Annotated in this window: 25 protein-coding genes and 2 pseudogenes; 15 read left to right on the forward strand and 12 right to left on the reverse strand. The window is 65.3% G+C overall.

The annotated features are described in order from the left end of the window. Window positions 1-241: 241 nt before the first annotated feature. The 4 genes from rpoD to BFE01S_RS22170 all read right to left on the reverse strand — a co-directional run bounded on the left by rpoD (window position 242) and on the right by BFE01S_RS22170 (window position 4,775). Window positions 242-2,218, reverse strand: a complete 1,977-nt coding sequence (gene rpoD / locus BFE01S_RS22155) for an RNA polymerase sigma factor RpoD (RefSeq protein WP_028227383.1) — start codon at window positions 2,216-2,218, stop codon at window positions 242-244. Between the two features lie 450 nt (window positions 2,219-2,668). After that, window positions 2,669-3,259 (reverse strand): class I SAM-dependent methyltransferase, encoded by a 591-nt coding sequence (locus tag BFE01S_RS22160; protein WP_028227384.1) that lies wholly within the window; start codon window positions 3,257-3,259, stop codon window positions 2,669-2,671. A gap of 113 nt (window positions 3,260-3,372) precedes the next feature. Beyond that, entirely contained in the window at window positions 3,373-3,804 is a 432-nt protein-coding gene (locus tag BFE01S_RS22165; protein ID WP_028227385.1) for a GFA family protein, read from the reverse strand. A gap of 47 nt (window positions 3,805-3,851) precedes the next feature. Next, window positions 3,852-4,775, reverse strand: coding sequence for a LysR family transcriptional regulator (locus BFE01S_RS22170; RefSeq protein WP_028227386.1), 924 nt, complete (start codon window positions 4,773-4,775; stop codon window positions 3,852-3,854). A gap of 216 nt (window positions 4,776-4,991) precedes the next feature. Between BFE01S_RS22170 and BFE01S_RS22175 the strand changes: the two genes are divergently transcribed. Then, window positions 4,992-5,663 carry a peroxiredoxin-like family protein gene (locus BFE01S_RS22175; protein WP_028227387.1) on the forward strand — a complete coding sequence of 224 codons (672 nt, stop codon included), beginning with the start codon at window positions 4,992-4,994 and terminating at the stop codon, window positions 5,661-5,663. A gap of 306 nt (window positions 5,664-5,969) precedes the next feature. On the opposite strand, the gene BFE01S_RS22180 is transcribed toward BFE01S_RS22175, so the two are convergent. Beyond that, the gene (locus BFE01S_RS22180; protein WP_042338278.1) at window positions 5,970-6,311 is read right to left on the reverse strand and encodes a DNA-binding protein; all 342 of its coding nucleotides are present in this window, start codon (window positions 6,309-6,311) and stop codon (window positions 5,970-5,972) included. A gap of 79 nt (window positions 6,312-6,390) precedes the next feature. Between BFE01S_RS22180 and BFE01S_RS39680 the strand changes: the two genes are divergently transcribed. The 3 genes from BFE01S_RS39680 (at window position 6,391) to BFE01S_RS22195 (ending at window position 8,264) form a co-directional block, all read left to right on the forward strand. Then, on the forward strand, window positions 6,391-7,302 hold the full coding sequence (locus BFE01S_RS39680; protein WP_042338242.1) for a hypothetical protein: 912 nt from the start codon (window positions 6,391-6,393) through the stop codon (window positions 7,300-7,302). After that, window positions 7,250-7,498, forward strand: a complete 249-nt coding sequence (locus BFE01S_RS22190) for a hypothetical protein (RefSeq protein ID WP_028227389.1) — start codon at window positions 7,250-7,252, stop codon at window positions 7,496-7,498. The genes BFE01S_RS39680 and BFE01S_RS22190 overlap by 53 nt, the downstream gene beginning before the upstream one ends. A 325-nt stretch (window positions 7,499-7,823) precedes the next feature. Then, window positions 7,824-8,264 carry a cupin domain-containing protein gene (locus BFE01S_RS22195; protein WP_028227390.1) on the forward strand — a complete coding sequence of 147 codons (441 nt, stop codon included), beginning with the start codon at window positions 7,824-7,826 and terminating at the stop codon, window positions 8,262-8,264. A 14-nt stretch (window positions 8,265-8,278) separates the two neighbouring features. Here the strand turns inward: BFE01S_RS22195 and BFE01S_RS22200 are convergent, their stop codons facing one another. Further along, window positions 8,279-9,631, reverse strand: coding sequence for a polyhydroxyalkanoate depolymerase (locus tag BFE01S_RS22200; protein WP_028227391.1), 1,353 nt, complete (start codon window positions 9,629-9,631; stop codon window positions 8,279-8,281). Window positions 9,632-9,960: 329 nt separating this feature from the next. Between BFE01S_RS22200 and BFE01S_RS22205 the strand changes: the two genes are divergently transcribed. Further along, window positions 9,961-10,620: a glutathione S-transferase family protein gene (locus BFE01S_RS22205; protein WP_028227392.1), complete on the forward strand. Its 660-nt coding sequence runs from the start codon at window positions 9,961-9,963 to the stop codon at window positions 10,618-10,620. A 34-nt stretch (window positions 10,621-10,654) separates the two neighbouring features. Here BFE01S_RS22205 and BFE01S_RS22210 read toward each other — a convergent pair whose 3' ends face one another. Both BFE01S_RS22210 and BFE01S_RS22215 read right to left on the reverse strand, forming a co-directional pair. Continuing rightward, window positions 10,655-11,386 carry a LytR/AlgR family response regulator transcription factor gene (locus BFE01S_RS22210; RefSeq protein WP_028227393.1) on the reverse strand — a complete coding sequence of 244 codons (732 nt, stop codon included), beginning with the start codon at window positions 11,384-11,386 and terminating at the stop codon, window positions 10,655-10,657. A gap of 1 nt (window position 11,387) precedes the next feature. After that, complete coding sequence (locus tag BFE01S_RS22215; protein WP_042338280.1) at window positions 11,388-12,434, reverse strand: sensor histidine kinase; 1,047 nt, start codon at window positions 12,432-12,434, stop codon at window positions 11,388-11,390. A gap of 263 nt (window positions 12,435-12,697) precedes the next feature. Here BFE01S_RS22215 and BFE01S_RS22220 point away from each other — a divergent pair, with 263 nt between their 5' ends. Together BFE01S_RS22220 and BFE01S_RS22225 are read left to right on the forward strand one after the other, a co-directional pair. Next, the gene (locus BFE01S_RS22220) at window positions 12,698-13,207 is read left to right on the forward strand and encodes a hypothetical protein (protein ID WP_028227395.1); all 510 of its coding nucleotides are present in this window, start codon (window positions 12,698-12,700) and stop codon (window positions 13,205-13,207) included. A 102-nt stretch (window positions 13,208-13,309) separates the two neighbouring features. Then, the gene (locus tag BFE01S_RS22225) at window positions 13,310-13,978 is read left to right on the forward strand and encodes an O-methyltransferase (protein ID WP_028227396.1); all 669 of its coding nucleotides are present in this window, start codon (window positions 13,310-13,312) and stop codon (window positions 13,976-13,978) included. A gap of 10 nt (window positions 13,979-13,988) precedes the next feature. Here BFE01S_RS22225 and BFE01S_RS44500 read toward each other — a convergent pair whose 3' ends face one another. Then, on the reverse strand, window positions 13,989-14,219 hold the full coding sequence (locus BFE01S_RS44500) for a hypothetical protein (protein ID WP_407668239.1): 231 nt from the start codon (window positions 14,217-14,219) through the stop codon (window positions 13,989-13,991). An 83-nt stretch (window positions 14,220-14,302) separates the two neighbouring features. Between BFE01S_RS44500 and BFE01S_RS22235 the strand changes: the two are divergent. Continuing rightward, window positions 14,303-14,640 (forward strand): annotated as a pseudogene (locus BFE01S_RS22235) (MFS transporter); the annotation flags it as partial. Window positions 14,641-14,726: 86 nt separating this feature from the next. On the opposite strand, the gene BFE01S_RS22240 reads toward BFE01S_RS22235, so the two are convergent. Next, on the reverse strand, window positions 14,727-15,617 hold the full coding sequence (locus tag BFE01S_RS22240) for a LysR family transcriptional regulator (RefSeq protein WP_028227399.1): 891 nt from the start codon (window positions 15,615-15,617) through the stop codon (window positions 14,727-14,729). A 191-nt stretch (window positions 15,618-15,808) separates the two neighbouring features. Here BFE01S_RS22240 and BFE01S_RS39690 point away from each other — a divergent pair, with 191 nt between their 5' ends. From BFE01S_RS39690 to BFE01S_RS22280, 7 genes are all read left to right on the forward strand, one after another. Further along, on the forward strand, window positions 15,809-17,365 hold the full coding sequence (locus tag BFE01S_RS39690; protein WP_042338245.1) for an MFS transporter: 1,557 nt from the start codon (window positions 15,809-15,811) through the stop codon (window positions 17,363-17,365). Window positions 17,366-17,538: 173 nt separating this feature from the next. After that, entirely contained in the window at window positions 17,539-17,874 is a 336-nt protein-coding gene (locus tag BFE01S_RS39695; protein WP_407668238.1) for a hypothetical protein, read from the forward strand. A 77-nt stretch (window positions 17,875-17,951) separates the two neighbouring features. Then, window positions 17,952-18,758: an IS5 family transposase gene (locus BFE01S_RS22255; RefSeq protein WP_028227400.1), complete on the forward strand. Its 807-nt coding sequence runs from the start codon at window positions 17,952-17,954 to the stop codon at window positions 18,756-18,758. A 53-nt stretch (window positions 18,759-18,811) separates the two neighbouring features. Beyond that, a complete protein-coding gene (locus tag BFE01S_RS22260) occupies window positions 18,812-19,165 on the forward strand; it encodes an ArsR/SmtB family transcription factor (protein ID WP_028227401.1) in 354 nt (117 codons plus the stop codon). Continuing rightward, window positions 19,162-19,659, forward strand: a complete 498-nt coding sequence (locus BFE01S_RS45920) for an SRPBCC domain-containing protein (protein ID WP_084170100.1) — start codon at window positions 19,162-19,164, stop codon at window positions 19,657-19,659. The genes BFE01S_RS22260 and BFE01S_RS45920 overlap by 4 nt, the downstream gene beginning before the upstream one ends. Window positions 19,660-19,688: 29 nt before the next feature. Then, window positions 19,689-20,414, forward strand: coding sequence for a class I SAM-dependent methyltransferase (locus BFE01S_RS22275; protein WP_028227402.1), 726 nt, complete (start codon window positions 19,689-19,691; stop codon window positions 20,412-20,414). Window positions 20,415-20,428: 14 nt separating this feature from the next. Continuing rightward, the gene (locus BFE01S_RS22280) at window positions 20,429-21,181 is read left to right on the forward strand and encodes an SDR family NAD(P)-dependent oxidoreductase (protein ID WP_042338247.1); all 753 of its coding nucleotides are present in this window, start codon (window positions 20,429-20,431) and stop codon (window positions 21,179-21,181) included. A gap of 277 nt (window positions 21,182-21,458) precedes the next feature. On the opposite strand, the pseudogene BFE01S_RS45355 reads toward BFE01S_RS22280, so the two are convergent. Then, window positions 21,459-21,599 (reverse strand): annotated as a pseudogene (locus tag BFE01S_RS45355) (MFS transporter); the annotation flags it as partial. Window positions 21,600-21,634: 35 nt separating this feature from the next. After that, window positions 21,635-22,972: a D-serine ammonia-lyase gene (locus BFE01S_RS22285; protein WP_028227404.1), complete on the reverse strand. Its 1,338-nt coding sequence runs from the start codon at window positions 22,970-22,972 to the stop codon at window positions 21,635-21,637. Window positions 22,973-23,064: the final 92 nt, after the last annotated feature.

Below are 23,064 nucleotides of genomic sequence, written 5' to 3' on the forward strand. Positions count from 1 at the left end.
TTTGCGCGCTCAGGGTCGTCGCAGGCGCGCGAGCAGTACTACCCTCAGACGCATCTCGTACCCGAGCGCGGCGCCACCAGTACCGCACCGGCTGCATAACCGCCCAGCCGGACATCTCGTATCGAAGCAAAGCTCAAATCGGCATGCCTCCCCGCGAACATCGCTTCGCCAAACAAAAAGCCCGCCACTTACGTGACGGGCTTTTTTCATTTCAGCCAGACATAAGCCGAAATATAACTGCTTAGCGCTCCAGGAACGGCCGCAGCTTGTCGGCACGGCTCGGGTGCATGAGCTTGCGCATCGCCTTGCTTTCGATCTGGCGGATACGCTCGCGCGTCACGTCGAACTGCTTGCCCACTTCTTCGAGGGTGTGATCCGACGTCGTGTCGATGCCATAGCGCATGCGCAGCACCTTCGCCTCGCGCGGCGAGAGCGCCTTGAGCGCCTCGTCGATCGCAGCGCGCATGTTCGCATGGATCGCCGCGTCGGCCGGCGAGGCCGAGCCGGCGTCTTCGATCATGTCGCCGAGCGTCGCATCGCCGTCGTCGCCCACCGGGCTTTCCAGCGAAACCGGCTGCTTGGCGATCTTGAGGATGCCGCGCACCTTCTCTTCGGTCATACCCATGCGTGCGGCCAGATCGGCCGGATGCGCTTCCACGCCCGTCTGCTGCAGGATCTCGCGCGAGATGCGGTTCAGCTTGTTGATCGTTTCGATCATATGCACCGGCACACGGATCGTGCGCGCCTGGTCGGCGAGCGCACGCGTCACGGCCTGGCGCACCCACCAGGTGGCGTAGGTCGAGAACTTCCAGCCGCGGCGATATTCGAACTTGTCCACGGCCTTCATGAGGCCGATGTTGCCTTCCTGGATCAGGTCGAGGAACTGCATGCCGCGGTTCACGTACTTCTTCGCGATCGAGATCACGAGACGCAGGTTGGCCTTGACCATCTCGCCCTTCGCCTGGCGCATCTTCGCTTCGGCAGCCGTCATGCGGCGGTTGATCGCCTTGATCTGCTGAAGCGAGAGCGACGCAGCCGCTTCGATCTCGGCGAGCTTGCGCTGCTCGGCCTGGATGGCGGGCAGGCTGCGCTCCATCGAGGGGCCGTACTTGCTCGACTTCGCGGCCATGCGCGTGGTCCAGTCGAGATCGGTTTCGTGGCCCGGGAACTGCTCGACGAAGGTCTCGCGCGGCATGCCGCAACGATCCACGACGATGGCCAGCACATTGCGCTCGATGGCGCGAATGGCCGCGACCTGCGACTGCAGCAGCGTGCAGAGGCGGTCGATGGTGCGTGCCGTGAAGCGGATCGGCGCGAGTTCGCGCTGGATTTCTTCGCAGATCTTCATTTCGGCGGCAGAGGCACGCGCTTCCGAGTCGGTCGTACACGCCATCTGGTCGAAGAGCGTGCGCACGCGCGCGAAAATCGCGAGCGCGTCCGCTTTCAGCTGTTCGAGCTGCGCTTCGTTCGCCTTGCTGGCGTCGCTCTCGCTGTCGTCTTCGTCGCCGTCGCCGCTGTCATCGGCCTCGTCGGCCTGCGCTTCGATTTCTTCGCTTTCTTCCGTCTCGGCCATTTCCGATTCGGCTGCGGCTTCGTCGCTGCCGATGCCGTCGACGAGTTCGTCGATGCGCATTTCTTCGGCGGCAATGCGCTGCGCATCCGCGAGAATGGTCGCGACGATCGACGGGCATGCCGCGATCGCCTGAATCATTTCCTGCAGGCCGTCTTCGATGCGCTTCGCGACTTCGATTTCGCCGGCGCGCGTGAGCAGTTCGCTCGAACCCATTTCGCGCATGTACATGCGCACCGGGTCGGTCGTGCGGCCGAATTCCGAATCGACGGTCGAGAGCGCGACTTCGACTTCTTCGTCGGCTTCGTCGTCGCTTTGCGTGTCGGCGCGCGCTTCGTCGTTGAGCAGCAGCGTTTCAGCGTCGGGCGCCTGTTCGTACACCTGCACGCCCATGTCGTTGAACGTGGCGACGATGGTTTCGAGCGCGGCCGTCTGCGCGAAGTTATCGGGCAGATGGTCGTTGATGTCGGCGTGCGTGAGGTAGCCGCGTTCGCGGCCGAGCTTGATCAGCGCGCGCATCTGGTGCTGGCGCTTTTCGAGTTGCGAGCTTGTGTCGAGCTGAGTCGTATCGCCGCTCTTGTCTTTCGATCCGCGGCGGGCAGGGCGGGCAGACGAGGCCAGCACGTCGTCCCGGTCATGGCTTGTCAATACGTTCTCCTTGAAGGGGGCCTGACAAGGGCAAAATGAGTCACGCGCCAGCGGCGTTGCGTCCTGGCGATGACGAAATTTGCAGGGGAATGGGCGGGGGCGAATGCCGGTTCCGCCGGGCGAGCGCCAAACGCACAGGGCGTGAGGCGGCCTGAATTTTCGTGCAATGCAGAAAGATCGCGTATGGTAGTGCGTTCCGCCATGCGAGGCAACCTGAATCGTCGTGTGCAACGCACAGTTTCAGGTTCTCACAGGGTCGGATCGCAATCTCTTCGAAGTCCTTTCTGCACGGCCCGCAATGACCAGACTGCATTCGACGCCAAATCGTGCATGAGGTTCGCGGTTTCAATCATCCGATCAATACGAATGCCGGCTCGTGACCGGCATCCGCTGTGGCAAATTGCCCAACCGATTTTCCCCTCGCTCGTCGCAAAAAGCGCCTTCCGGCACTCAATCGCGAATGGCGACCACACGATGAACGCGTTTGCCTGACGACTGGTTGACGGCAGACGCATCCAGCGCGAGCGTGGTGCCACTGAGCGCGTGCCTCACAATTGAGGCCTCGAATGCCGAATACAAGCGTCCGGACGCGTCGCGTACGCTTTCGCCTTCGGTAATGCGCCAACTGAGGAACAGGACGCCGCCAGGCTTCAGGAGTTCGACGAGCCGCGTACACGCCGCACCGACCTGCGCGGGCGGCAGATGCATGATGACGGTTTCGCACAGCACGTTGTCGAACGCGGCATTCGCCACGCCCGCGAGCCTGGGCAGTGTGGCCTGCCGGAACGTGAACGAAGGATATTGCGTGCTGGCCTGTGCGATCAGGCCCTCGGAGGCATCGTAGCCGACGGCCGGGAATCCGTTTGCATTGAGCCAGGCCACGTCGCGCCCCGAACCGCAGCCGATGTCGGCGGCCGCGCCGCCCGACCGGAAGTAGCGCTTGAGCAGTGCGTAGAGATCGTCGGGCTGGGGCTGGCTGGCCCATTCGTCGGCGTAGCGTTGCGCCGCGCCTGTATAAGTATCGATGGTGGTCCGGTCCATGGGGGGCTCCCGTTCGAGGCGGCCCCCAGCATAGTCGATCCGCGGGCGCTGAGGCAGGCTGGCAGCGATTCCAGTATCGGCACCTCTCTGCTGGATAAGCGCGCCGGTGAGGCTCAGGGAAGCTCGTCGAATTGCGGCAGGTTGTCGGTGATCTCGAACCACGGCGCCTTCGAGCCCACGAAGATATGCGCCGACGGCCGGATGGACGGAGCGTCGGCGAGCGTGCCGAGCGTGACGTGCGCCCAGCCGCCGTCGCGCACCACCGAAAAGAGGAGCGAGCCGCAGCGCGCGCAGTGGACGTCGTGGTTCGCGAGCGGATCGCCGAAGCGGTGCAGGTGCTCGTGGCCCAGGGTGATGTCGAGCTTGTCGCGCTCGATGCCCGCAAAGGGCTTGAACGCCGAGCCCGTGCTGCGGCGGCAGAGCGAGCAATGGCAATTGAGCGCGTAGACGAAGGCATCGTCTACGGCGTAGTGAACCGAGCCGCACAGGCACTGCCCGCGCAGGCGCCGGACTGTATTGCCGGGGGCGGAAGCAAAAGAGGTCATATCGGCTCCACGTGAAGCATTCACGTCAGGGCGGAGGTCACGGCCGCTCAGCGCTCGCTTGCCACCGCGCTGCGTACCGGATTGAGCACCGGCGCGAGCGCCTCTTCGACATAGCCGACGAGTGCGCGCGTGCGTGCATTGACCAAGCGGCCGGTCGGGAAGACGGCCCAGAGCGCAAGCGTAGGCAGCGACCAGTCTCCTAATACGGAGACCACCTCGCCGCTCCTCAGCTCATTCAGGAACATCCATTCGGACGCAACGGCCACGCCCATGCCGCAAAGCACGGCCGCGCGCATGCCTTCGGCGGCGCTGACGGTGAGGCGTCCGCCAACGGCCACCGACATCTCCGTGCTGCCGCGCCGGAACGTCCACGTGCGCCCGCCGCCGCGCTGGCTATAGATCACCACGCGATGCCGGGCCAGATCGGCGGGCGTGCGCGGCGTGCCGGCCTGCGCGAAATAGGCGGGCGCGCCCACCACCAGGCGCGGTCCTTCGCCCAGCTTGCGCGCCGTCATCGCCGAATCGTCGAGCGAGCCCATGCGCAGCGCCACGTCGATGCCCTCTTCGACGAGATCGATGCTGCGGTCGTCCAGCACCACGTCGAGATCGACTTCGGGATGCCGTTCCAGAAAGCCCTCGAGGACGGGGATGAGATGCAGCCGCGCGAACGTGACGGCCGCGCAGACGCGCACCGTGCCCGTGAGGCTCGCCCCCGCCCCGCGCGCGGCGAGTTCGGCTTCGTCGGCGGCGTCGATGGCGGCTTTGGCGCGCTCGTAGAGGCGCTGTCCCGCGTCGGTGGGCGTGAGTCCGCGCGTGGAGCGCAACAGGAGCCGCACGCCCAGGTGATCCTCGAGCAGCGCGACTGATTTCGAGACGGCGGGCTGTCCGACCCCCAGCCGTCGCGCGGCCGCCGAGAACGAGCCCGTCTCGATCACGCTGACGAAGGTTTCCATGGCGGCGAGTCGGTCCATGCTGCGCGCTGATTCGAATGGGGAGAAATGAATCTAGCACGAACGCTTCCCTGCCGCCGAAAGGAGCTGCGGCGCTACGCCATGCCTGTAGGGAATAGCTCCTATGAGATGCGCGCGGCTACTGGCCGTGGCATGGAACGCGGAAGATGAGCCCATCGCTTCGGTCCCGACGACACGGACGAAACGACCTCACCTCTCACTGCAAGGAGCATTGCCATGTCGCTGCAAGCCAGACTCGACGCTTTCAAGGCCGACTTCCGTGCGGGCAAGCCGCCGTACAACGCGCCGCCCGACATTCATCCGGTGATGGAGCGCGCCACCGACGAACTGATTGCCTCCGGCCAGGCCGGCCGTGCGCTGAAGGCGGGCGACCGTGCCCCGGCGTTCACGCTGCGCGGCCCGGATGGCGAAGCCGTATCGTCGGCCGATCTGCTCGCGAAGGGGCCGCTCGTCGTCACGTTCTACCGGGGCGTATGGTGCCCGTACTGCAACATGGAACTGCAGGCGCTGCAGGAAGCGTTGCCGGCCATCGCGGCAGAGGGTGCGAGCCTCGTGGCGATCTCGCCGCAGAATCCCGTGAACAGCCGCAAATCGGTGCGCCAGAACCAGCTTGGTTTCCCGATCCTTTCCGACGAGCACAACGCAGTCGCCCACGCATTCGGCCTGCGCTTCGCGCTGCCGGGTTATCTGGTGGAGCTCTACAAGAAGCTGGGCAACGACCTGCCCACCGTGAACGGCGACCCGAGCTGGACCTTGCCGATGCCGGCGCGCTACGTGATCGGGCAGGACGGCGTGATCCTGTATTCGGAGGTGAATCCGGATTACACGCATCGCCCGGAGCCTTCCGATTTGCTGCCCGTGCTGCGTCAGGCACGCGCCACCGCCTGATCGTCGCCCCAGGTTCCCGCTGACGGGGGCAAGGTAACCGGATTTGGGACCTTGCACCCCCGCATGCCCGATTGCGGCGCGCAGCGCGGCTCTCCGGCGGCCGCGCAGTGCGTTTCCGACGGATTTTCTCTGAGGAATCGGCCCCTTCGCGGGGCCGTTTTCCCATAACCGGTGACCTTTACGCAGCCCGGCTGCATCAGGCTGCGACCTGTGGGTACCTGGCCACCGCCCGATGGGTGCACGCCGCCCGCTGCCACCGGCTACCTCTGTCTTTCCCTTCTTCCCTCGTGCCGCGCTTCGCGCTGCTCAGCGCGGCCTTCCGCTCATCTCCTTCAGTCCTTCTATCACCACGAGCAACGCGCGGCCGTGCTCTTCCGAGCCGTCCCACGCTTCGACGATCGCGTCGCGCAGCAATTCGTTATAGGCGGCGTCGTGCCGCCCCGGGGGCGGCGCCTTGACGCCGTAGAAACTGCATAGCTTATTGAATGACGCACTCCGGCGCAGCCGGCGCCCGTTCGACAACCGAAGTCGCGAAACCGTGGGCTGGCTGACCCCCGAAAGCCGCGCAATTTCGCTGGCTGAACGGGTATCCGCCGTTAGCCGGGTCAATAGCTCCTGCACGGGAAATTGTCTGTCTGGGGCTTCCATGTCATGCATTATACCTATACAGTAACGGTTATTGAATTGCCCGGCGAATCGACCGGGCAACTGCATTCCGAGGAAGTCGATGGCACTGAAACACCTACCGCCCACCTTTTGCTGGTCCCGATCCGGATCGGAGACCGGGGAAGATCTCGCCGCGCTCATCCTGCGCAAGGAGTGGGAGCGCCGGCTGGGCGGCGGGCGATTCCTGTGGGGCATCAGCCAGTCGCTCGGCGCCAGCGCGCAGGTGGCGGCGTTGCGCACGGGCTCGCTGCTCGCGCTTTTTTCGCCTGCGGCCGGGCGTGCGCGTGCGGCTTCGCGCAAGCGCGAGGACGCACTGGTGTGGAATGCCTGGGTCGATGCGAGCGGGCAGGTCCGGCAGTTGCCCATGCACGTGTTCGTGGCGAGCCGCACGACCTGGCCTTCTGGCCGCGAGCGCGATCACCACTACGCGCTGGTCTGCGCATCGCCTGCGGAATTGAGCATCGGCAGCAGCCTCAGCGTGTGTCCCGAGCGGCTGCGCAGCGTGAGTACGGGCAACGCGCCGTGCGCTTCGCAGGCTACTGTCGTGGTCGATCGCGCGGAGCGTGGCGTGGAAGCCGGGGCAACGGCGGCCAGGCACTATCCGATCGCGCTGGCCGTCGAACTGGAGGCGCCGTATTTCGTGCGCCTCACGCAGCCCTCGTTCGTCAAGGCGCGCGATCTTGCCGCGATACACGAGGCGGCCCGCAACGGCGACTTCGAAGCCTATGCCGACCTCACGAAGCGCCTGCGCAGCCAGCCGGCCGCGCAGGAGGCGCGCGGCGTCACCCGCGATCTGTTCGATCTTCCGCCGGCGGAATCCTCGGCCGGTGTGCGTGCCGGCGGCTCGCGCACCGGTGCGCACGCGCGTGGACGCGGCGCCCGCGCGGCCGACTGGACGCAATTAACAATGGAACTTTTCCATGGCGATCATCATCCGTTCGCGAGAAGCCGAGGCTGCGCAACGCTTTTTTGAAGCGTCGCGCAACGTCGATCTGGCTTTTCGGGCCGTACGCGGCGAGGCCGGATTCGACGTCTCGCCGGTGCCCCATGGCGCGGCACAGTCGCGCCTCGACCACGCGCTGGACGAGCTTGCCCGCGCCGAGGCGCTATTCGACTCGGTGGTCAGCGTGCAGGGCCGCCGGCGCCAGCCAGATCATAGGGATACCTGAGCAAGCTGGCTGGTCATGACCCGCGCAGGCGGGGTCGCTCTAACCGGAGTGGGGTCGCTGGGCGCTGGCCGCTGGCCGCGCAGGCTGCCGGGTTTCAATAGACGAATGCGTGCCATACAGCGCCAGGGTGTGCCGCGAAGGCGCGGTTCAGGTGCAGGAAGGGCATGGTGCGATGCGTACAGGTGCAGCGTGACGCCATCCGGTGCGCCGATCGGGCTGCGCGTCGGCGCGGCACGCCTCTGCGCATGGGCGTATGCCGCGCTTCGCCGCACTGGAACGGTAAATGCTTGAATGACCGCCGCCATTCTTCGATGGGAGCCCGGTCATGGCTACGGAACTGGAATTCGCTACCCGCTTTTCGCACGTCAAGCCCAAGGACACCGGATTCGAGGGCGGCGGACTGCGCGACTTCTTCACTTATCGCGATCTCGGCATCGCGGCGGCGACGCACGGCAAGGTCGTCGCGCAGCTCGTGCGCGCGAACCTCGCGCCCGAGCAGGGCACGGGCTGGCACCGGCACGAGGCCGACTTCCATATCGTCATCATGCTCAAGGGCTGGGCGCGTTTCATGTACGGCGAGCAGGAGACGCTCGTCGAAGCCGGCGACTGCGTGCATCAGGCGCCCGGCATTGCGCACTATCTGTTCGACTACTCGCCGGACATGGAGTATCTGGAGATCGTGAGCCCCGCCGATTTCAAGTCGATCGACGTCGAGGCGCCTTGCGCCGTACCTGCGCCTGCGCCGTGGAGCACCGCGGGCGCCTGATCCCGCCCCTGGCCTCAGGTTTGCGCCGCCTTCGCGATGACGGCGGCGGCCGCGGTCTCCGCGTCCAGCAGGGCACGCAGGCTCAGTTGCTCGCCGTGCGCCCCGGTCTCGGACGTCGCGGCGAAACGGCGCGCGCGCGGCTCGTGGTTGTGGATCGTCGCGCGCACCATCGGGTAGATCTGCGATTCCCATTTGCGGCCGTTGAAAACGCCATAGTGGCCCACGCCAGTCTGCACGTGGTGCGTCTTCATATACGGCCGTAGCGCCGAGCAGAGGTCCTGCGCAGCGACTGTCTGACCCACGGCGCAGATGTCGTCCTTCTCGCCTTCGATCGTGAAAAGCGCCGTGCGGCGGATGGCGTGGGGCTCGACGAGGCGCTCGCCCACCTTCAGCTTGCCGAGCGGCAGCGCGTATTGCTGGAATACCGAACTCACGGTTTCCAGGTAGAACTCGGCGGTGAGATCCGTGGTGGCGAAATATTCTTCGTAGAACGTACGAATCGAATCGGCTTTTTCCGGATCGCCCTTCGAGCGTTCGCGGTGCATGTCCGCAAAGGACGCCATGTGCCGTTCCAGATTCATCGACATGAATGCGCCAAGCTGCACGAAGCCGGGATAAACGCGCCGCTGCGCGCCTGCAAACCCGCCCGGCACGACGCCGATGAGATTGCGCTCGAACCACTCGATAGGCTTGCTGTTCGCCAGTTCGTTCACGCGCGTGGGATTCACGCGGCAGTCGATCGGCCCGGCCATGAGCGTCATGCTGGCCGGCTGGGCCGGATCGTTGTCGGCGGCCATCAGCGAAACCGCGGCGAGCGACGCGACCGTGGGCTGGCAAATGGCGACGAGATGCGCATCCGGCCCGATGCGGCGGATGAACGAGACGACGTGCTCGACATATTCGTCGAAGCCGAAGCGGCCGGCCGAAAGCGGCACGTCGCGCGGGTTGTGCCAGTCGGTGATATAGACGTCGTGGTCGGCGAGCATCGTGCGCACCGTGCCGCGCAGGAGCGTGGCGAAGTGGCCCGACATGGGCGCGACGATCAGGACGCGCGGCTGCGGCACGGCGCTGTCCTTGCGAAAGTGCAGCAGCGAGCCGAACGGCGTGCGCTTCACGTATTCCTCGTGAACGGCCACGCGCTCGCCGTTCACGGCGACCGTATCGATGCCGAACGGCGGCCGCCCATGCGTGAGCCCCATCATTTCGACGAGTTCGCAGCACGCGTCGAGATAGCGGGCATCGAGGCCGAAAGCGGCCGTGGACGCGGGCCAGGCGGCGAGCATGGCACGGGCGAGCGAGGCGCTGGTGCGCGAGGGACGCATGAGGTCGGCGAACGCCTGATAGAGCGGGTATGCGAGCAGGTTCATGGAGCGCAGGGTCGGGCGTAGGGCCGCAGCGGGGACTCTGAGGCGCAAGCAATACGTGAGCCAGCACGAGCGCGCGCGCCGCGCCGGCGACTGGCACGTTGTTTGCACGAACGCCGTGCGGATGCGGCGCGGCGCCGTGGCGTGCGGATGGGATCTGCCGGGCTTCGCGGCAACAGGATGGCGCGCAGCGGGAACGCGACAGGAACGCGCCGAAAGCGCCCCGCGAATGAAGGCGCCGCCGTGCTGCAAAGTGGTGCATCGCCTGCCGTTCGCGGTGCGCGGCGCACTTCCTCGACTATTCAGGCAGGCACCGCCCTTCGGAGACGCGCATGAGCCAGATGGAAACGACCTTGACGATCAGCAGCCGCAACTATTCGTCGTGGTCGATGCGGGGCTGGCTGCTGGCGAAGCTGGCCGGTCTTCCCTTCGAGACCGTGGCCGTGCCCGTGGACGATCCCGCGGCACGCGCCGAACTGCTGCTGCTTTCGCCCTCGATTCTCGTGCCCTGCCTGCAGCACGACGGCATCAAGGTGTGGGACACGCTCGCGATCTGCGAGTACCTGAACGAAATCCGCCCGCAGGCGCATCTGTTACCCGAGCACCGGAAGGCGCGCGCGCACTGCCGCTCGATCTGCGGCGAGATGCATTCGGGCTTCGGCGCGTTGCGCTCGGCGTTGCCGATGAACCTGCGCGGGCACTTTCCGAACTTTCGTGTATGGTCGCGCGCGCAGGACGATATCGAGCGCATCGTAACGATCTGGCGCGAGTGTTTCGCGGCGTACGGCGGCCCGTGGCTGTTCGGCGAGATCGGCGCTGCCGATGCCATGTACGCGCCCGTCGTTACGCGTTTTTTGACCTACGACGTGAAGATCGATCGCGATATCGCCGACTACTGCATGCGCGTGCTCAAACAGCCCTTCGTGGCGGAGTGGATCGCGGCGGCGAAGTCGGAGACCGAAGATATCGACGAACTCGACGTGGAGTTCTGAGCGGCTGCGCTGATCGACTGCGCGCCGCATCCACTCACATCTGCCGGAACATGCCGGCATAGGCGCGGCTCACGGGCAGCACCGCCGCATCGCCGCGCAGATGAATCTTGAGGTTGCCCATCAGGTCGCGCTCCACGCGGTCGATGGCTGCGTACGCAACGATAACGCTGCGGTGAACCTGCGTGAACGCGTCGGCGTCGAGACGCGGCATCAGTTCCTTGAGCGGTGTGCGGATGACGTGCCGCGCGCCGGCGGTGACCACTTCGGTGTACTTGTCGGCGGCCTGAAAGTACAGCACGTCGTCCACGGAAACGAGCCGCGTGGTGTCGCCGGCGCTCACGGTCAGCCAGCGCACCGGCGCCGTGTCGCGCGGCGCCGGTGCGGCCGGCCCCGGCTGCAGCTCTCCTTGTGCCGGCGCTTCGCGCTGAAGACGCGCAATGCAGCGCAGCAGCCGCGCGTCGGTCAAGGGCTTGAGCAGATAGTCCACCGCGCTGCGATCGAAGGCTTCGACCGCATAGTCGTCGTGCGCCGTCACGAACACGACGCGCGCGTGGGGCGCGAGGCCCGCGAGCCTCAGACCGTCGATGCCGGGCATGCGGATGTCGAGAAACGCGATATCGGGCTTGAGCGCATTGAGGGCCGCCAGCGCGGCCACGCCGTCGCGCGGCTTCGCCACGATCGTGAGCTCGGGCCACAGGCGCGCCAGCCGGTCGGCGAGATCGGCGGAAAGGTTCGGTTCGTCGTCGGCAATCAGGGCGGTCGGCATATCAGTGAGCGGGAAGCAGCAAGGTGGCGGTGACGCCCTTCGCGGGTGCCGCATTGTCGCTGATATCGAGGCGGCTGCGTTCGCCGTAGAGACTGCTCAGCCGCGTGCGGACGTTGTTCAGGCCCACGCCGCCATGCAGCGCGCCGGCCGCGCCCTGCGCGAGCCCCGTGCCGCTATCCATCACCTCCAGCGTGAGCATGCCGCCGTGGAGCGCGGCGCGCACACGGATTTCGCCGCCCTCCACCGAGGGCTCGATGCCGTGCCGAATGGCGTTCTCGACGAGCGGCTGGAGCAGCAGCGGCGAGAAGGGCAGATGGCGCACCGCGGGCGGAATCTCGAACGTGTAGCGCAAGCGGTCCTCCAGCCGGATCGAAGCAATCTTCAGGAGTGCTTCGCATAGATCGAGTTCTTCGCCGAGTGTGGAAGTTGCCGCGCGCGTACGTCGCAGGCTGCCGCGCAGATAGTGGTTGAGACTCGATAGCATGGCGTTCGCGCGGGCCGGGTCGCGCTCGATCAGGCTTTGCACGTTCGCCAGCGTGTTGAAGAGGAAGTGCGGTTCGATCTGGGCTTGCAGCAGCGCGAGCCGGGCGGCGGTTTCGGCCTGGCGCGCGTCGGCGGCCTTGCGGCGTTCGATTTCGAGCGAGGTGCGCATGCGCGAGGTCTGGAGCGCGAGAGTAAAGAGCGCGCAGGCCACCGCCGCGATGATGAACGACGAGCCGTAGGCGAACCATTTCTCGTCACCCGCATGACCGAGGAGGTGCGGGACGTTCCCCACGGTGGAGGCGGCGATCTCGAAGCCGGCGACCACGCTGATCGGGACCACGATCAGCACCTTCGGCAGCACGCCGAGCTTGCGCCGCGCGAGCCGATCGGCGAGCGCGCCCAGCAGCCAGGCGCTGAAGCCGATGCCATTGGCGACCACGAGATAGCTGAGCAGATGCTCTTCGGTGTGACCGGCCCACAGGGCAAGGGCGATCAGGCTGTTGAAGGCGGCAAGCCTGAGCACCGTGAGCGCGCGGCGGGTGCCGGGCGTCGCCGCCTGCGGCATCTGTGCGAGGCGATGCGTTGCCGCGCCGTCGAAGAGTCTTTGCATCGCGTGAGCTCCTGAGAGCGGTGCCTGAGGACTCGAGAATATACCGGGCCCGCAGGGGCCGGAAAGCCTCGCGGGCTTCGCCGCCGTTCGTCGCGCGAGGCCGCTGTTCATCGCGCCAAAGTGCATTTCGTCGCAAAGCGGTTTTCAAGCGGAGCGAAATGGTTAGAGTCGCGACCGCGGTGTTCGCTCAACCATGCCCAACCCTGATGGAGTGCATCATGACTCACTTCTCCAGTTCCTATGTCGTTGTTCTGCTCTGTGTGCTGCTTTATATCGGCGTGAACCGCTGCTTTCCGCGCGAAGTGCGCCCCACGCGGCCCCTGTTGACCCCCGTGATTTTTCTGGCCATGGGTTTCGGCAGTCTCGGTGAGCTCTTTCCGCATGCGGGCGACGCGGATCTGGTCGTGACGGTGGTCATGGTGGCGGTGGGAGCGGGCCTCGGCTGGCTGCATGCGCGCCGCTGGGCGCTGCAATATCGTCGCGGGCCGAACGGTCTGCTCGTGCGCCTGCCGGGCGATCCGAGCCTGCTCGTCATGATCGTCGTGACCTTCGTCGCGGAGTCCTTCATGCACTATGCCGTCGAGTCCGGGCAGCCGTGGGCGGCGACCGACGCATTTGCCGCCATGTCGTATGCGCTGTGGGGCGTCCTCGTGGGCATGCCGCTTGGGCGGGGGCTCAATGTGGTGATGCGTTGCGCCCAGTATGCGAACGGCGTGCGTGTGGGTTAAAGAGTGGATGTTCTTTGAGGTGGCGTGGAGGCCTGGGTGCGTTACTGCGCTGCATCTGGCACTGGGTTAAGCTGGCGGGCCTGACCACTCTGGAGCAGTGCGATGACCGAGCAAGCCTGGCATGCTGTTGACGAATGGTTTTGCGAGCGCCTGGTCGGCGCCGATGCCGCGCTCGACGACGCACTCGCCGCGAGTGCGAAAGCGGGCCTGCGGGCCATCAACGTCGCGCCCAATCAGGGCAAGTTTCTCTATCTGCTCGCGCGCATTCAGGGCGCGCGGCGCGTGCTGGAAATCGGCACGCTGGGCGGCTACAGCGCGATCTGGCTCGCGCGTGCGCTGCCCGCAGACGGCACGCTCGTCACGCTCGAAGCCGTGGCCGAAAACGCCGCGGTGGCACGCGCGAACCTCGCGGCGGCAGGCGTGAGCGACAAGGTCACGGTGATCGAAGGGCAGGCACTCGACACGCTCGACCGCCTGCTTAAAGACGGCGCGGCGCCGTTCGACTTCGTCTTCATCGACGCGGACAAGCGCAACAACCCGCACTACCTCGAACGCGTGCTGAAGCTTGCGCGGCCCGGCACGGTGATCGTGGCGGACAACGTCGTGCGCGACGGTCGCGTGGCCGACCCGGCGAGCCAGGAAGACGACGTGGTGGGCGTGCGGCGCTATATCGACCGGCTCGCGCAGGATGCGCGGCTCGAAAGCACCGCCGTGCAGACTGTGGGCTCGAAAGGGTGGGATGGGTTTGCGATTACGGTGGTGAAGGGGTAGGCGGGAGTCCTCACAATGTCGGACGCTCCAGCGCCACCCAGCGCTGGACCGACGGCCTTTGCCATTGCCGGCGGGCATAGTCTGCGAGGCGCTGCGGCACGGGATCGCGGTTCAGAACCAGCCGGTTGAGCATCAGCGCAAGATCGGCGTCGGCAATGCTCCACGCCCCGAACAGATTGCCGCCCGCGGCTGGCAGCAACGCATCGGCCGCGGGCCTGAACCTCCCGGTCGAGAGATTCATCACCACGCCCAGGTCGATTTGCCGCCGCGCCTGGGCGAGCCCGATATCCGCAATCTTCATCGCGCAGATGTGCAGGCTTAGCTGAAGCCGGCTGGCTGCTCTGGATGGTTGCGTGCCTCATTGGCGCGCTGCCCGTGCCGGGTTTGCTGCTGCGTGTGGAGTGGCACCGGTTGCTTGCCGGCAACGACCCGCTGCTCGATGTGCGCCTCTTTCGCAACCCCGTCGTCGCGCTGGGTTTCGCGCTGGCGTTTCTGTTCTACACGATGAGCGCGTTCTTCCTCACCTACGACATCTACCTGCAAGGCGTCCTGCACTGGTCGCCGCTCGCCTCGCTTCGGGGCTTGCGATCCTGCCGTTCGGACTCGGGTTCCTTTCGAGCCCGCTGCTGATGCCGCGGCTCGTGCATCGCTTCGGCGGCCATCATGAGTAAAAGCCACGCAAAAGCCACACAAAGACCACGTCAAGGCCAAGCGGCACGAAATGCGAATGTGGCGCCCACATCGAATTTCACGCTTCCGGAAAAAGGTGCGCGCACATGAAATCGACGAAGACGCGCAGCTTCGGCGAAAGCTGGCGGCTGGACGGCCAGAGTATCGAGAACTGGCCGGGCGCGATCGTGTGCTCGCCGAGTACCGTCACGAGCGCGCCGCTTTCCAGCGCATCCTGCGCGAGAAAGTCCGGCATGAAGCCAATCCCGAAGCCCGCGATCACCGCGCCCCGCAGCGCCTCCATGTTGTTGCAGGTCATCGCCGTGCGCAGGTTCGGCGGTTCGCTGCCGTCGCTCATGAGCGACCACGGCTGCATCTTGCCCGTGGTCGGAAAGCGGTAGCGCACGCAGGCGTGCGCGGGCAGCGCAGCCAGGGTGTCCGGTAGCCCGCAGCGTTGAGCGTAGCCGGGCGCCGCGCATAGCACGAAGCGAAACGGGCCGAGCCGGCGCGACATCAGGCTCGAATCGCTGAGCGAACCGCTTCGGATCACCGCGTCGAAACCGCCTTCCACCACGTCCACCAGCCGGTCGTTGAAGTCGAGATCGAGTTCGATCTCGGGATAGCGCGCGCTGAAGGCCGGCAATACCGGCAGCAGGAAGCGGTAGCCGATCACGGGCAGGCTCACGCGCAAGCGCCCGCGCGGCGTCTGCGCGGCTTCGGAGAGCACGGCTTCCGCGTCGCGCAGTTCTTCGAGGATCCGGTGGCAGCGCTCGTGGAAATGCCGCCCTTCGTCGGTCAGGGTCACGCGGCGCGTGGTGCGGTGAAAGAGCCGCACACCCAGCGAGCGTTCCAGCTTCGCGATGGTCTTGCCCACCGCCGACGCCGAGATGCCGAGCTTGCGCCCGGCCGCGACGAAACTGAGCGTTTCCGCCGTGCGCACGAACGCGACGATGCCGTTGAGATTGTCCATGCCTGCTTGCCGTTGCGGAGCCGTTGATCGGTGGACCGGGGCGATTCCGGTTCATTGCGGAATTTAACTCCGTTATTTGCGGAATCCCACCTTATTTTTCGCCGACTGAATCCGAACTATCGTTTGTCGCTCTGCCCGCGGCATTGCACGGCAATGCATTGCAATGCGCGGACCCTTCACCAGGAGCGACGATGGACACTACGAATTCACCCGATACGGCGAGGCGCCTCGTCGTGCTCGCCGCGGTCTGCATGGCCGCGCTCGCGCTGCCGCTCGCGTTTTCGGGCGGTGCGGTCGCCACGCCTGCGATCGGCCGCGACCTGGGCGGCGGACCGGTCGCGACGAACTGGATCACCAACGCCTTCATGCTCGCGTTCGGCAGCCTGCTGATGGCGGCGGGCACGCTTGCGGACCGGTTCGGCCGCAAGCGGTTGTTCGCCTGCGGCGTGGCGGGCTTCACGCTCAGTTCGCTGGCGCTCGGTTTCGCGCCGACCCTCCTCGCCGTGGATCTGCTCCGCGCGGCACAGGGCGTCGCGGCCGCGGCGGCGCTGGCGGGCGGCACCGCCGCGCTCGCGCAGGAGTTCGACGGCCACGCCCGCACGCGGGCATTCAGCGCGCTCGGCACAACCTTCGGGATCGGTCTGGCATTCGGGCCCGTTCTGGCCGGCTGGCTGATCGCGCATTTCGGCTGGCGCGCGATCTTCACGACCGGGGCGCTGGCCGGCGCGCTTTCGCTGGCGTTCGGCGTGCCGCGTATGCGCGAGTCGCGCGATCCGCATGCACGGCGGCTCGACTGGGCGGGCACCGCAACCTTCACGGCGGCGCTCACCTGCTTTACGTGCGGGGTGATCGAGGCGCCCACGCGCGGCTGGACGTCGGCCGCGGTGATCGGGCTGCTCGCGGCATTCGCCGTGTTCGCGCTGGCTTTCGTCGTGATCGAACTGCGCGCCGCCCGGCCAATGCTGGACCTCTCGCTGTTCCGCTACCCGCGCTTCGTGGGCGTTCAGGTGCTGCCTGTTGCGACCTGCTACTGCTATATCGTGCTGCTCGTCGTATTACCGCTGCGCTTTATCGGCGTGGAGGGCTACGACGAGATTCACGCGGGTTGGCTCATGCTCGCGATTTCGGCGCCGATGCTGGTCGTGCCGTTCGTCGCGGCCACGCTGACTCGCTGGATGTCCGCGGGGGCGATTTCGGGCATTGGGCTCGTGATCGCGGCGGCGGGCTTGTACGCGTTGGGCTCGGCGTTGCGCGCGGGTGCCGGCGCGGCGGCGGTCGGGCCGATGCTGGCGATCGGTGTGGGCGCAGGCCTGCCGTGGGGATTGATGGACGGCCTTTCGGTCAGCGTCGTGCCGAAGTCGCGCGCCGGCATGGCAACGGGCATCTTCAGCACGACACGCGTGGCCGGGGAGGGCGTGGCGCTGGCGGTGGTGAGCGCGCTGCTCGCCGCATTGACCGCCGTGCAATTGCGCGCCGAACTTGCGCAAGCACAGCCGGGCGCCGTGGCCGAGGCGGCCGCGCGGCTTGCGGCCGGCGATCTCGCGCATGCCGCGGCGTGTGTGCCGGGCGTTGCGCACGCAACGTTGCAGGCCGCTTACTACACGGCGTTCGGCTTTCTGCTCGACGGGCTGGCGGCCGTCACGCTGCTGTGTGCGCTGGCCGCGTTCGCGTTCCTGAGCCGCGTGCGCGTGCACGATGGGCCTGCCGATGGAGAATTGCACACGCCAGTGTGCGCCTCCACGCAATGAAGTTGCAAAATGAAACCAATATTGCCATCACGCATTCTGGTTTCAATATGAAACTACTTCGTGGAAGCCGATGTCATTCCCTTTCAGCAAAGGACGCGCTTCATGAACCGATCTATCGATACGTTCGACGGAACGTACGCCCCCCACTACACCGAGGCCCCCGGAATCACGCGGTGATTACCGATGCGTGGCTGCGTGCCTATGGCTTCCATTTCGCCACACCGGCGGATTGTGCTGGTCCCATTGGCTGGGCGAAAGAATTCGCCACCGGCGCGCACCGCCTCGAGGCCCCGGACGAAGCCGCGAGGCGCGCGGTCGCCACGAGACCCGCCCTGGCGATCTGGGGCATGGAGGACCGCACGCTGCATCCCGAGCACTTTCTCCCGCTCTTTAGCGAGATTTTTTCGGATGCACGGGTGCATTGCTTGCCGGGTGCGAGTCACTACACTTTCGAGGATGCGCCGCAGGCCATCGCAGCGAGCATTACCGCGTTCCTGAAGTACATCTGACTGGGCTGCGCGGCCATGTGCCTTCCGATACTTAGAGCGTGTTAGGAACTTCGAGTCGAACCTGGTATCCTGGTGGAATGAAACCACGCAAGCCTTACCCGACCGATGTTTCCGATGAAGAATGGAGCTTCGCTGCGCCCTACCTGACGTTGATGAGCCGGGAGGCTCCGCAGCGCAAATACGAATTGCGCGAGATGTTCAATGCGTTGCGTTGGATCATTCGTGCGGGCGCGCCCTGGCGTCTGTTGCCCAATGATTTCCCACCGTGGGAGTTGGTCTACCAGCAGACGCAGCGCTGGATTCAGGCGGGTTGTTTCGAGGCCATGGTGAGCGACCTGCGCTCGGTTATTCGGGTCGCGCAGGGCCGAAAGGGGCAGCCCAGCGCAGTCATTCTCGATGGGCGCACGTTGCAGTCGACCTGCGAGAGTGGACCTCGCGCCGGTTACGACGGCTATAAACGCAAACGCGGCAGCAAGGTCCACATGGCGGTAGATACATTGGGGCAGTTGCTTGCAGTGCATATTACGCCCGCCAACGAGCAGGAGCGCGCACAGGTCGGCGAGCTTGCGCGTCAGGTCCAGGAGGCCACAGGCCAGACGGTCAAGGTAGCGTTTGCCGATCAGGGCAATACCGGCGAGGAGCCCGCACAGGCAGCACTGGATGAAGGAATCGAGCTTGAGATAGTCAAGCTGCCGGAGGCGAAAAAAGGATTTGTGCTGTTGCCGCGCCGCTGGGTGGTGGAACGTAGCTTCGGCTGGCTGAACCGCTTTCGTCGACTCGCGCGAGATTACGAGCGTTTGCCGGAGACACTCGCTGGAATCCACTTTGTAGTCTTCTCCGTTCTGATGCTCGTTCATTTTGCAAACCTAACGCTAAGTTCCTAACACGCTCTAAGTCATTGTTTGACTTTCCCGTCGTCAGGCTCTAGCTTAAGTCCATGCTTGAGTATTCGGAACAACTCGACAGGGCCTTTCACGCACTCGCGGACGGCACGCGCCGCGGCATGCTCGAACGCCTCTCCAGGGGGCCGGCTTCGGTGAGCGAGCTGGCGCGCCCTTACGGCATGTCCCGTGCCGCGATTCATCAGCACGTGCAGGTGCTGGAAGAGAGCGGCCTGATCGTGACGGAAAAGCGCGGACGCACCCGCGAATGCCGGATCTCCGCCGAGGCCGTCCAGCAGGTCGAGAACTGGCTGAGCGAGCGGCGCCAACTGTGGGCGAGGCGGTTCGACCGGCTCGGCAAACTGCTCGAAAGCGGCGAAAGCAGCGAAATCGACGGAGACGAGCAATGACGGGAAACCTGTTCTTTCATGGCACATTCACGCTGAACCGCGTATGGGTCGCCACGCCCGGGCGCGTGTTCAAGGCGTGGTCGGATCCGCGGCTCAAGGCCCAGTGGTTCACCGGCCCGCCGGAACGATGGACGCTTGTTCGCCGCTCGATGGATTTTCGCGTGGGCGGTAGCGAAGTGCTGGAAGGCCGCTTCAACGAAAGCGGCATGCAGCCCATGGTGCAGGAGAACGCACGTGAAGCGCTCGATGCGCGGATGATGGCCGACGTGTTCGACGACTATGTCCACGCGCCAATGCAGCGCATTGTGGGCAACGCCTTGTGCAGCGAAGCCGAGCGGGACCCGCGTGGCGTGGCCGATGCGCACGCCATGCCGGACCGGAGCTACGACTGGCGCGAGGCGCGCCTGCAGGACAAGGAATGGGCGGCGCGCGTGGTCGATGAGGCGGGGCCTTATCGGCGCTTCTTTCCGCTGGGTGCGCCCGACAGGGACTAGCTGGCACCGGGTGTATACGTTCGAGAAACATGGCACAGAACATTTACGACAATCCGGAATTCTTTGCGGGCTACAGCCGGTTGCCTCGCCAGGTGCAAGGGCTGGGCGGTGCGCCCGAGTGGCCCGCAATCCGCGCCATGCTGCCCGATCTGAACGGCAAGCGCGTTGTCGATCTGGGCTGCGGTTTCGGCTGGGCGTCGCGCTGGATGCGCAAGCAGGGCGCGGCTTCGGTGCTCGGTCTCGATCTCTCGCAAAAGATGATCGAGCGTGCGCGAGCGGATACGGGCGATGCCGCCATCGAATACCGCATCGCGGATCTCGATGCGCTGGCATTGCCCGAGGCCGCTTTCGATCTCGCGTATAGCGCGCTGGCCTTTCACTACGTCCGCGATTTTGACCGGCTAGTGCGGACGATCCGCAAGGCGCTCGTTCCCGAGGGGCAATTCGTCTTTACGATCGAGCATCCCATTTTCATGGCGGCGCAGAATCCGCAGTGGCTTGACGGCGAGGACGGCCGCAAGACCTGGCCGGTCAACGGCTATGCAATAGAGGGAGAGCGTCGAACCGACTGGTTTGCCAAAGGCGTGCTGAAGTACCACCGAACGTTCGGTACGACGCTCAATACGCTGATCGAAGCTGGCTTCCAGATTCGCCGGGTGGAGGAATTTGCGCCCACGCCCCAGCAGATTCAAACGACGCCGCAACTGGCAGAAGAACTGGAGCGTCCCATGATGCTTCTTGTTTCGGCATCCTGATCGACTATCAAAACATGATTCATTCAGATACGGTGCTTCCGGTCGCGCTGGTGACCGGATCGACTTCCGGCATTGGCGAAGCCATCGCACGACGCCTTTCGCAGGAAGGCTACGCCGTGATCCTGCACTCGCGTAACTCGGCCGAGGCCGGGCACGCGCTGAGCCGCGAACTGGGTGCCGCGGCCTATGTTCAGGCCGATCTGGCCGACGACATGCAACGCGTGAGGCTCATTCGCGAGGCCGTCGCCGTATGGGGACGGCTCGACGTGCTGGTCAACAATGCCGGGATCAGCCGCGTCATTCCGCACGCGGACCTGGCATCGGCTACGCCCGATATCTGGCACGAACTCAACGAGGTCAACGTCGTGGCGCCGTTCCGGCTGGTGGCCGAAGCGCAAACGGCATTGCGCGAAGCCGCGGCACGAGGGCGGCCCGGCTGTGTCGTCAACGTGAGTTCGCATGCGGGCGTTCGGCCGAAAGGCGCCTCCATTCCCTACGCGGCGACCAAGGCGGCGTTGAACCACGTCACCCGCTTGCTGGCGCTTTCGCTTGCGCCGGACATTCGCGTGAATGCCGTGGCGCCGGGTCTCGTCGATACGCCGCTCACAGCGGACTGGACGCAGGCGCAGGAACTCTGGAGAACGCGCTCGCCCATGCGCCGCGCCGCCAGTCCGGAGGATATCGCGCAGGCCGTGGCCTGGCTTGTGGCTTCCGACTATCTCACCGGCGAAATTCTGCTCTCGGATGGCGGCCTGAATCTGACCTGAGCGTCGTGAATGGAAAATTAGCTATCCGAATCGTTATGCGAAGCGTGAATCACCTTGCTCAGCTTTTCGCAAGATCGTGAGCTCCGCCGGGCGGTATTCGGGCAGCAGCTCGACGAGTCTTCCAAGCAGCGATCTGCTCTCCGAACACGAAAGTGGGCCCGTGGGCGACGCCCGCTCCCGCGAGCGCCGCCGCTAGCCGCCGCACGACCAGACCGGAATCGGGCAGGCGCCCGATTCGCACCGCCAAGTCCACGCCGCTTTCGAGCAGATCGACATAACGGTCCAAATAGGCAACGACATAACACAACATTAGAAACGGAATGAAGCGAAACGCCACTTTGCGATATACGCCGTCTTCGAATTTTGTGCGCGCGCCGCCGGCGTCGGCGTCTGGTGAAACAGCTGCCGGTTGCCTCATGAGGCTTACCCTCTCAGAGGAAAGGGGAGAACCAATCAGTCGGCGTGGAATGCGCGACCGGCTTGCTGCGCCAACGCGTTGGCACGTTGTTGAAATGCCTCCAGTGCATCGGCCGGCACCAGAGAGCCGCCGGTAGACCAGATGACGTGTGTTGCACGGCGCATGTCGAGTCCGTGCTTGCGGGTATAGCCGATACCGTCGGCGGAGTTGCACAGCCATTGCGGACCACGAACGCCCGCAGCGGCCGACGGCTCGACTTGCGCGCCCATGCTCGCGTTCAACGCGTGAAGGTTCAGGAAGAGCTCGTCGTCATCGACCGTAAATACTCCGGCCAGTTGTGACGCCATAAGCGGCGCGACGAGATGTGACGCCTGACCAACGGCCAGACCGTCGGCATCGGTACGGTTGTCCAATCCAATGTCGTAAACCGACACAGGCGCATCCACTCCGGAGGCGAGTTGCACGAGCATGCACGGTGACGCGGTCGGTTCAGCGAAGAAGCAGTGTACGTGATCGCCAAACAACGCCTTCAGTCCATACGTAATGCCACCGGGCGCGCCACCGACGCCACAGGGCAAGTAGACGAACAGCGGCGATGATGCGTCCACTCGACGACCCGCATTCGTCAATTGGCTGGCGAGATGGCTCGCGCTCGCGGCATAACCAAAGAAAAGCAGATCTGAGCGCTCGTCATCCACGAAATGGCTTCGCGGAAGTGCCTGCGCTTGCGCGCGCCCGGCCGCTACCGCCTCGGCATAATCGCCCTCATGCTCCACGACGCGTACGCCGCGGGCGCGCAGGCGAGCCTTTTTCCATTCTTTCGCGTCGGCGGACATATGTACCACGGCGTCGAAACCAAGCGCCGCGGCCATGATCCCGATGCTAAGTCCCAGATTGCCGGTGCTCCCGACGGCCACCGAGTATTGCGAGAACAACGCCTTTGCCGCCGGAGACGCCAGGACAAGGCGGTCACCGTTCGTCGCGAGCAGGCTCTCGTCGAGGGCAATCTTTTCGGCGATCGCGAGAACCTCGTGAAATCCGCCCCTGGCCTTGATCGACCCCGCCACTGGCAGAGCGTCGTCGCGCTTTAGAAACCAGGCGCTGTCGTCCGGGGTTGCGAACCCGAGCATTTGCTTCAGGACCGGCGAGGGTTCCAGGTCGGACTCGATGTGCCCCCCACTCTCTGCCAGTTCAGGAAACAGCACAGCGAGCAACGGGGCGCAACGCGACATGCGTGCCTGCGCCTGCTCAATCAGTTCGAGGGGCGGGTGGCCCTCCGGCAAAGGCGTGCCCTGTGCCTCGTTGAGCCACAGCAGCGGCGTTTTTGATTGAAGTCTGTCTAATACGTCCGAAGGCAGATGGCTGGCTGGCATGGTGCGCAAATTTCCTTTCCTTGTCGAAATCTGCGCCGATGATAGCCGGATTGCATGGGTAAAAATAGCGCGGTATTCTAATGCATTCATTA

Origin of the sequence: Paraburkholderia ferrariae NBRC 106233, assembly GCF_000685035.1 — a bacterium.
GTDB classification, from domain to species: Bacteria; Pseudomonadota; Gammaproteobacteria; order Burkholderiales; family Burkholderiaceae; genus Paraburkholderia; species Paraburkholderia ferrariae.

What these genes read in the sequence shown, in the direction of transcription:
- BFE01S_RS22160 (WP_028227384.1), bottom strand. Translation starts at nt 3,259, where the DNA reads ATGGACCGGACCACCATCGATACTTATACAGGCGCGGCGCAACGCTAC.
- BFE01S_RS22165 (WP_028227385.1), bottom strand. Translation starts at nt 3,804, where the DNA reads ATGACCTCTTTTGCTTCCGCCCCCGGCAATACAGTCCGGCGCCTGCGC.
- BFE01S_RS22170 (WP_028227386.1), bottom strand. Translation starts at nt 4,775, where the DNA reads ATGGACCGACTCGCCGCCATGGAAACCTTCGTCAGCGTGATCGAGACG.
- BFE01S_RS22175 (WP_028227387.1), top strand. Translation starts at nt 4,992, where the DNA reads ATGTCGCTGCAAGCCAGACTCGACGCTTTCAAGGCCGACTTCCGTGCG.
- BFE01S_RS22180 (WP_042338278.1), bottom strand. Translation starts at nt 6,311, where the DNA reads ATGGAAGCCCCAGACAGACAATTTCCCGTGCAGGAGCTATTGACCCGG.
- BFE01S_RS39680 (WP_042338242.1), top strand. Translation starts at nt 6,391, where the DNA reads ATGGCACTGAAACACCTACCGCCCACCTTTTGCTGGTCCCGATCCGGA.
- BFE01S_RS22190 (WP_028227389.1), top strand. Translation starts at nt 7,250, where the DNA reads ATGGCGATCATCATCCGTTCGCGAGAAGCCGAGGCTGCGCAACGCTTT.
- BFE01S_RS22195 (WP_028227390.1), top strand. Translation starts at nt 7,824, where the DNA reads ATGGCTACGGAACTGGAATTCGCTACCCGCTTTTCGCACGTCAAGCCC.
- BFE01S_RS22200 (WP_028227391.1), bottom strand. Translation starts at nt 9,631, where the DNA reads ATGAACCTGCTCGCATACCCGCTCTATCAGGCGTTCGCCGACCTCATG.
- BFE01S_RS22205 (WP_028227392.1), top strand. Translation starts at nt 9,961, where the DNA reads ATGAGCCAGATGGAAACGACCTTGACGATCAGCAGCCGCAACTATTCG.
- BFE01S_RS22210 (WP_028227393.1), bottom strand. Translation starts at nt 11,386, where the DNA reads ATGCCGACCGCCCTGATTGCCGACGACGAACCGAACCTTTCCGCCGAT.
- BFE01S_RS22215 (WP_042338280.1), bottom strand. Translation starts at nt 12,434, where the DNA reads ATGCCGCAGGCGGCGACGCCCGGCACCCGCCGCGCGCTCACGGTGCTC.
- BFE01S_RS22220 (WP_028227395.1), top strand. Translation starts at nt 12,698, where the DNA reads ATGACTCACTTCTCCAGTTCCTATGTCGTTGTTCTGCTCTGTGTGCTG.
- BFE01S_RS22225 (WP_028227396.1), top strand. Translation starts at nt 13,310, where the DNA reads ATGACCGAGCAAGCCTGGCATGCTGTTGACGAATGGTTTTGCGAGCGC.
- BFE01S_RS44500 (WP_407668239.1), bottom strand. Translation starts at nt 14,219, where the DNA reads ATGAATCTCTCGACCGGGAGGTTCAGGCCCGCGGCCGATGCGTTGCTG.
- BFE01S_RS22240 (WP_028227399.1), bottom strand. Translation starts at nt 15,617, where the DNA reads ATGGACAATCTCAACGGCATCGTCGCGTTCGTGCGCACGGCGGAAACG.
- BFE01S_RS39690 (WP_042338245.1), top strand. Translation starts at nt 15,809, where the DNA reads ATGGACACTACGAATTCACCCGATACGGCGAGGCGCCTCGTCGTGCTC.
- BFE01S_RS22255 (WP_028227400.1), top strand. Translation starts at nt 17,952, where the DNA reads ATGAAACCACGCAAGCCTTACCCGACCGATGTTTCCGATGAAGAATGG.
- BFE01S_RS22260 (WP_028227401.1), top strand. Translation starts at nt 18,812, where the DNA reads ATGCTTGAGTATTCGGAACAACTCGACAGGGCCTTTCACGCACTCGCG.
- BFE01S_RS45920 (WP_084170100.1), top strand. Translation starts at nt 19,162, where the DNA reads ATGACGGGAAACCTGTTCTTTCATGGCACATTCACGCTGAACCGCGTA.
- BFE01S_RS22275 (WP_028227402.1), top strand. Translation starts at nt 19,689, where the DNA reads ATGGCACAGAACATTTACGACAATCCGGAATTCTTTGCGGGCTACAGC.
- BFE01S_RS22280 (WP_042338247.1), top strand. Translation starts at nt 20,429, where the DNA reads ATGATTCATTCAGATACGGTGCTTCCGGTCGCGCTGGTGACCGGATCG.
- BFE01S_RS22285 (WP_028227404.1), bottom strand. Translation starts at nt 22,972, where the DNA reads ATGCCAGCCAGCCATCTGCCTTCGGACGTATTAGACAGACTTCAATCA.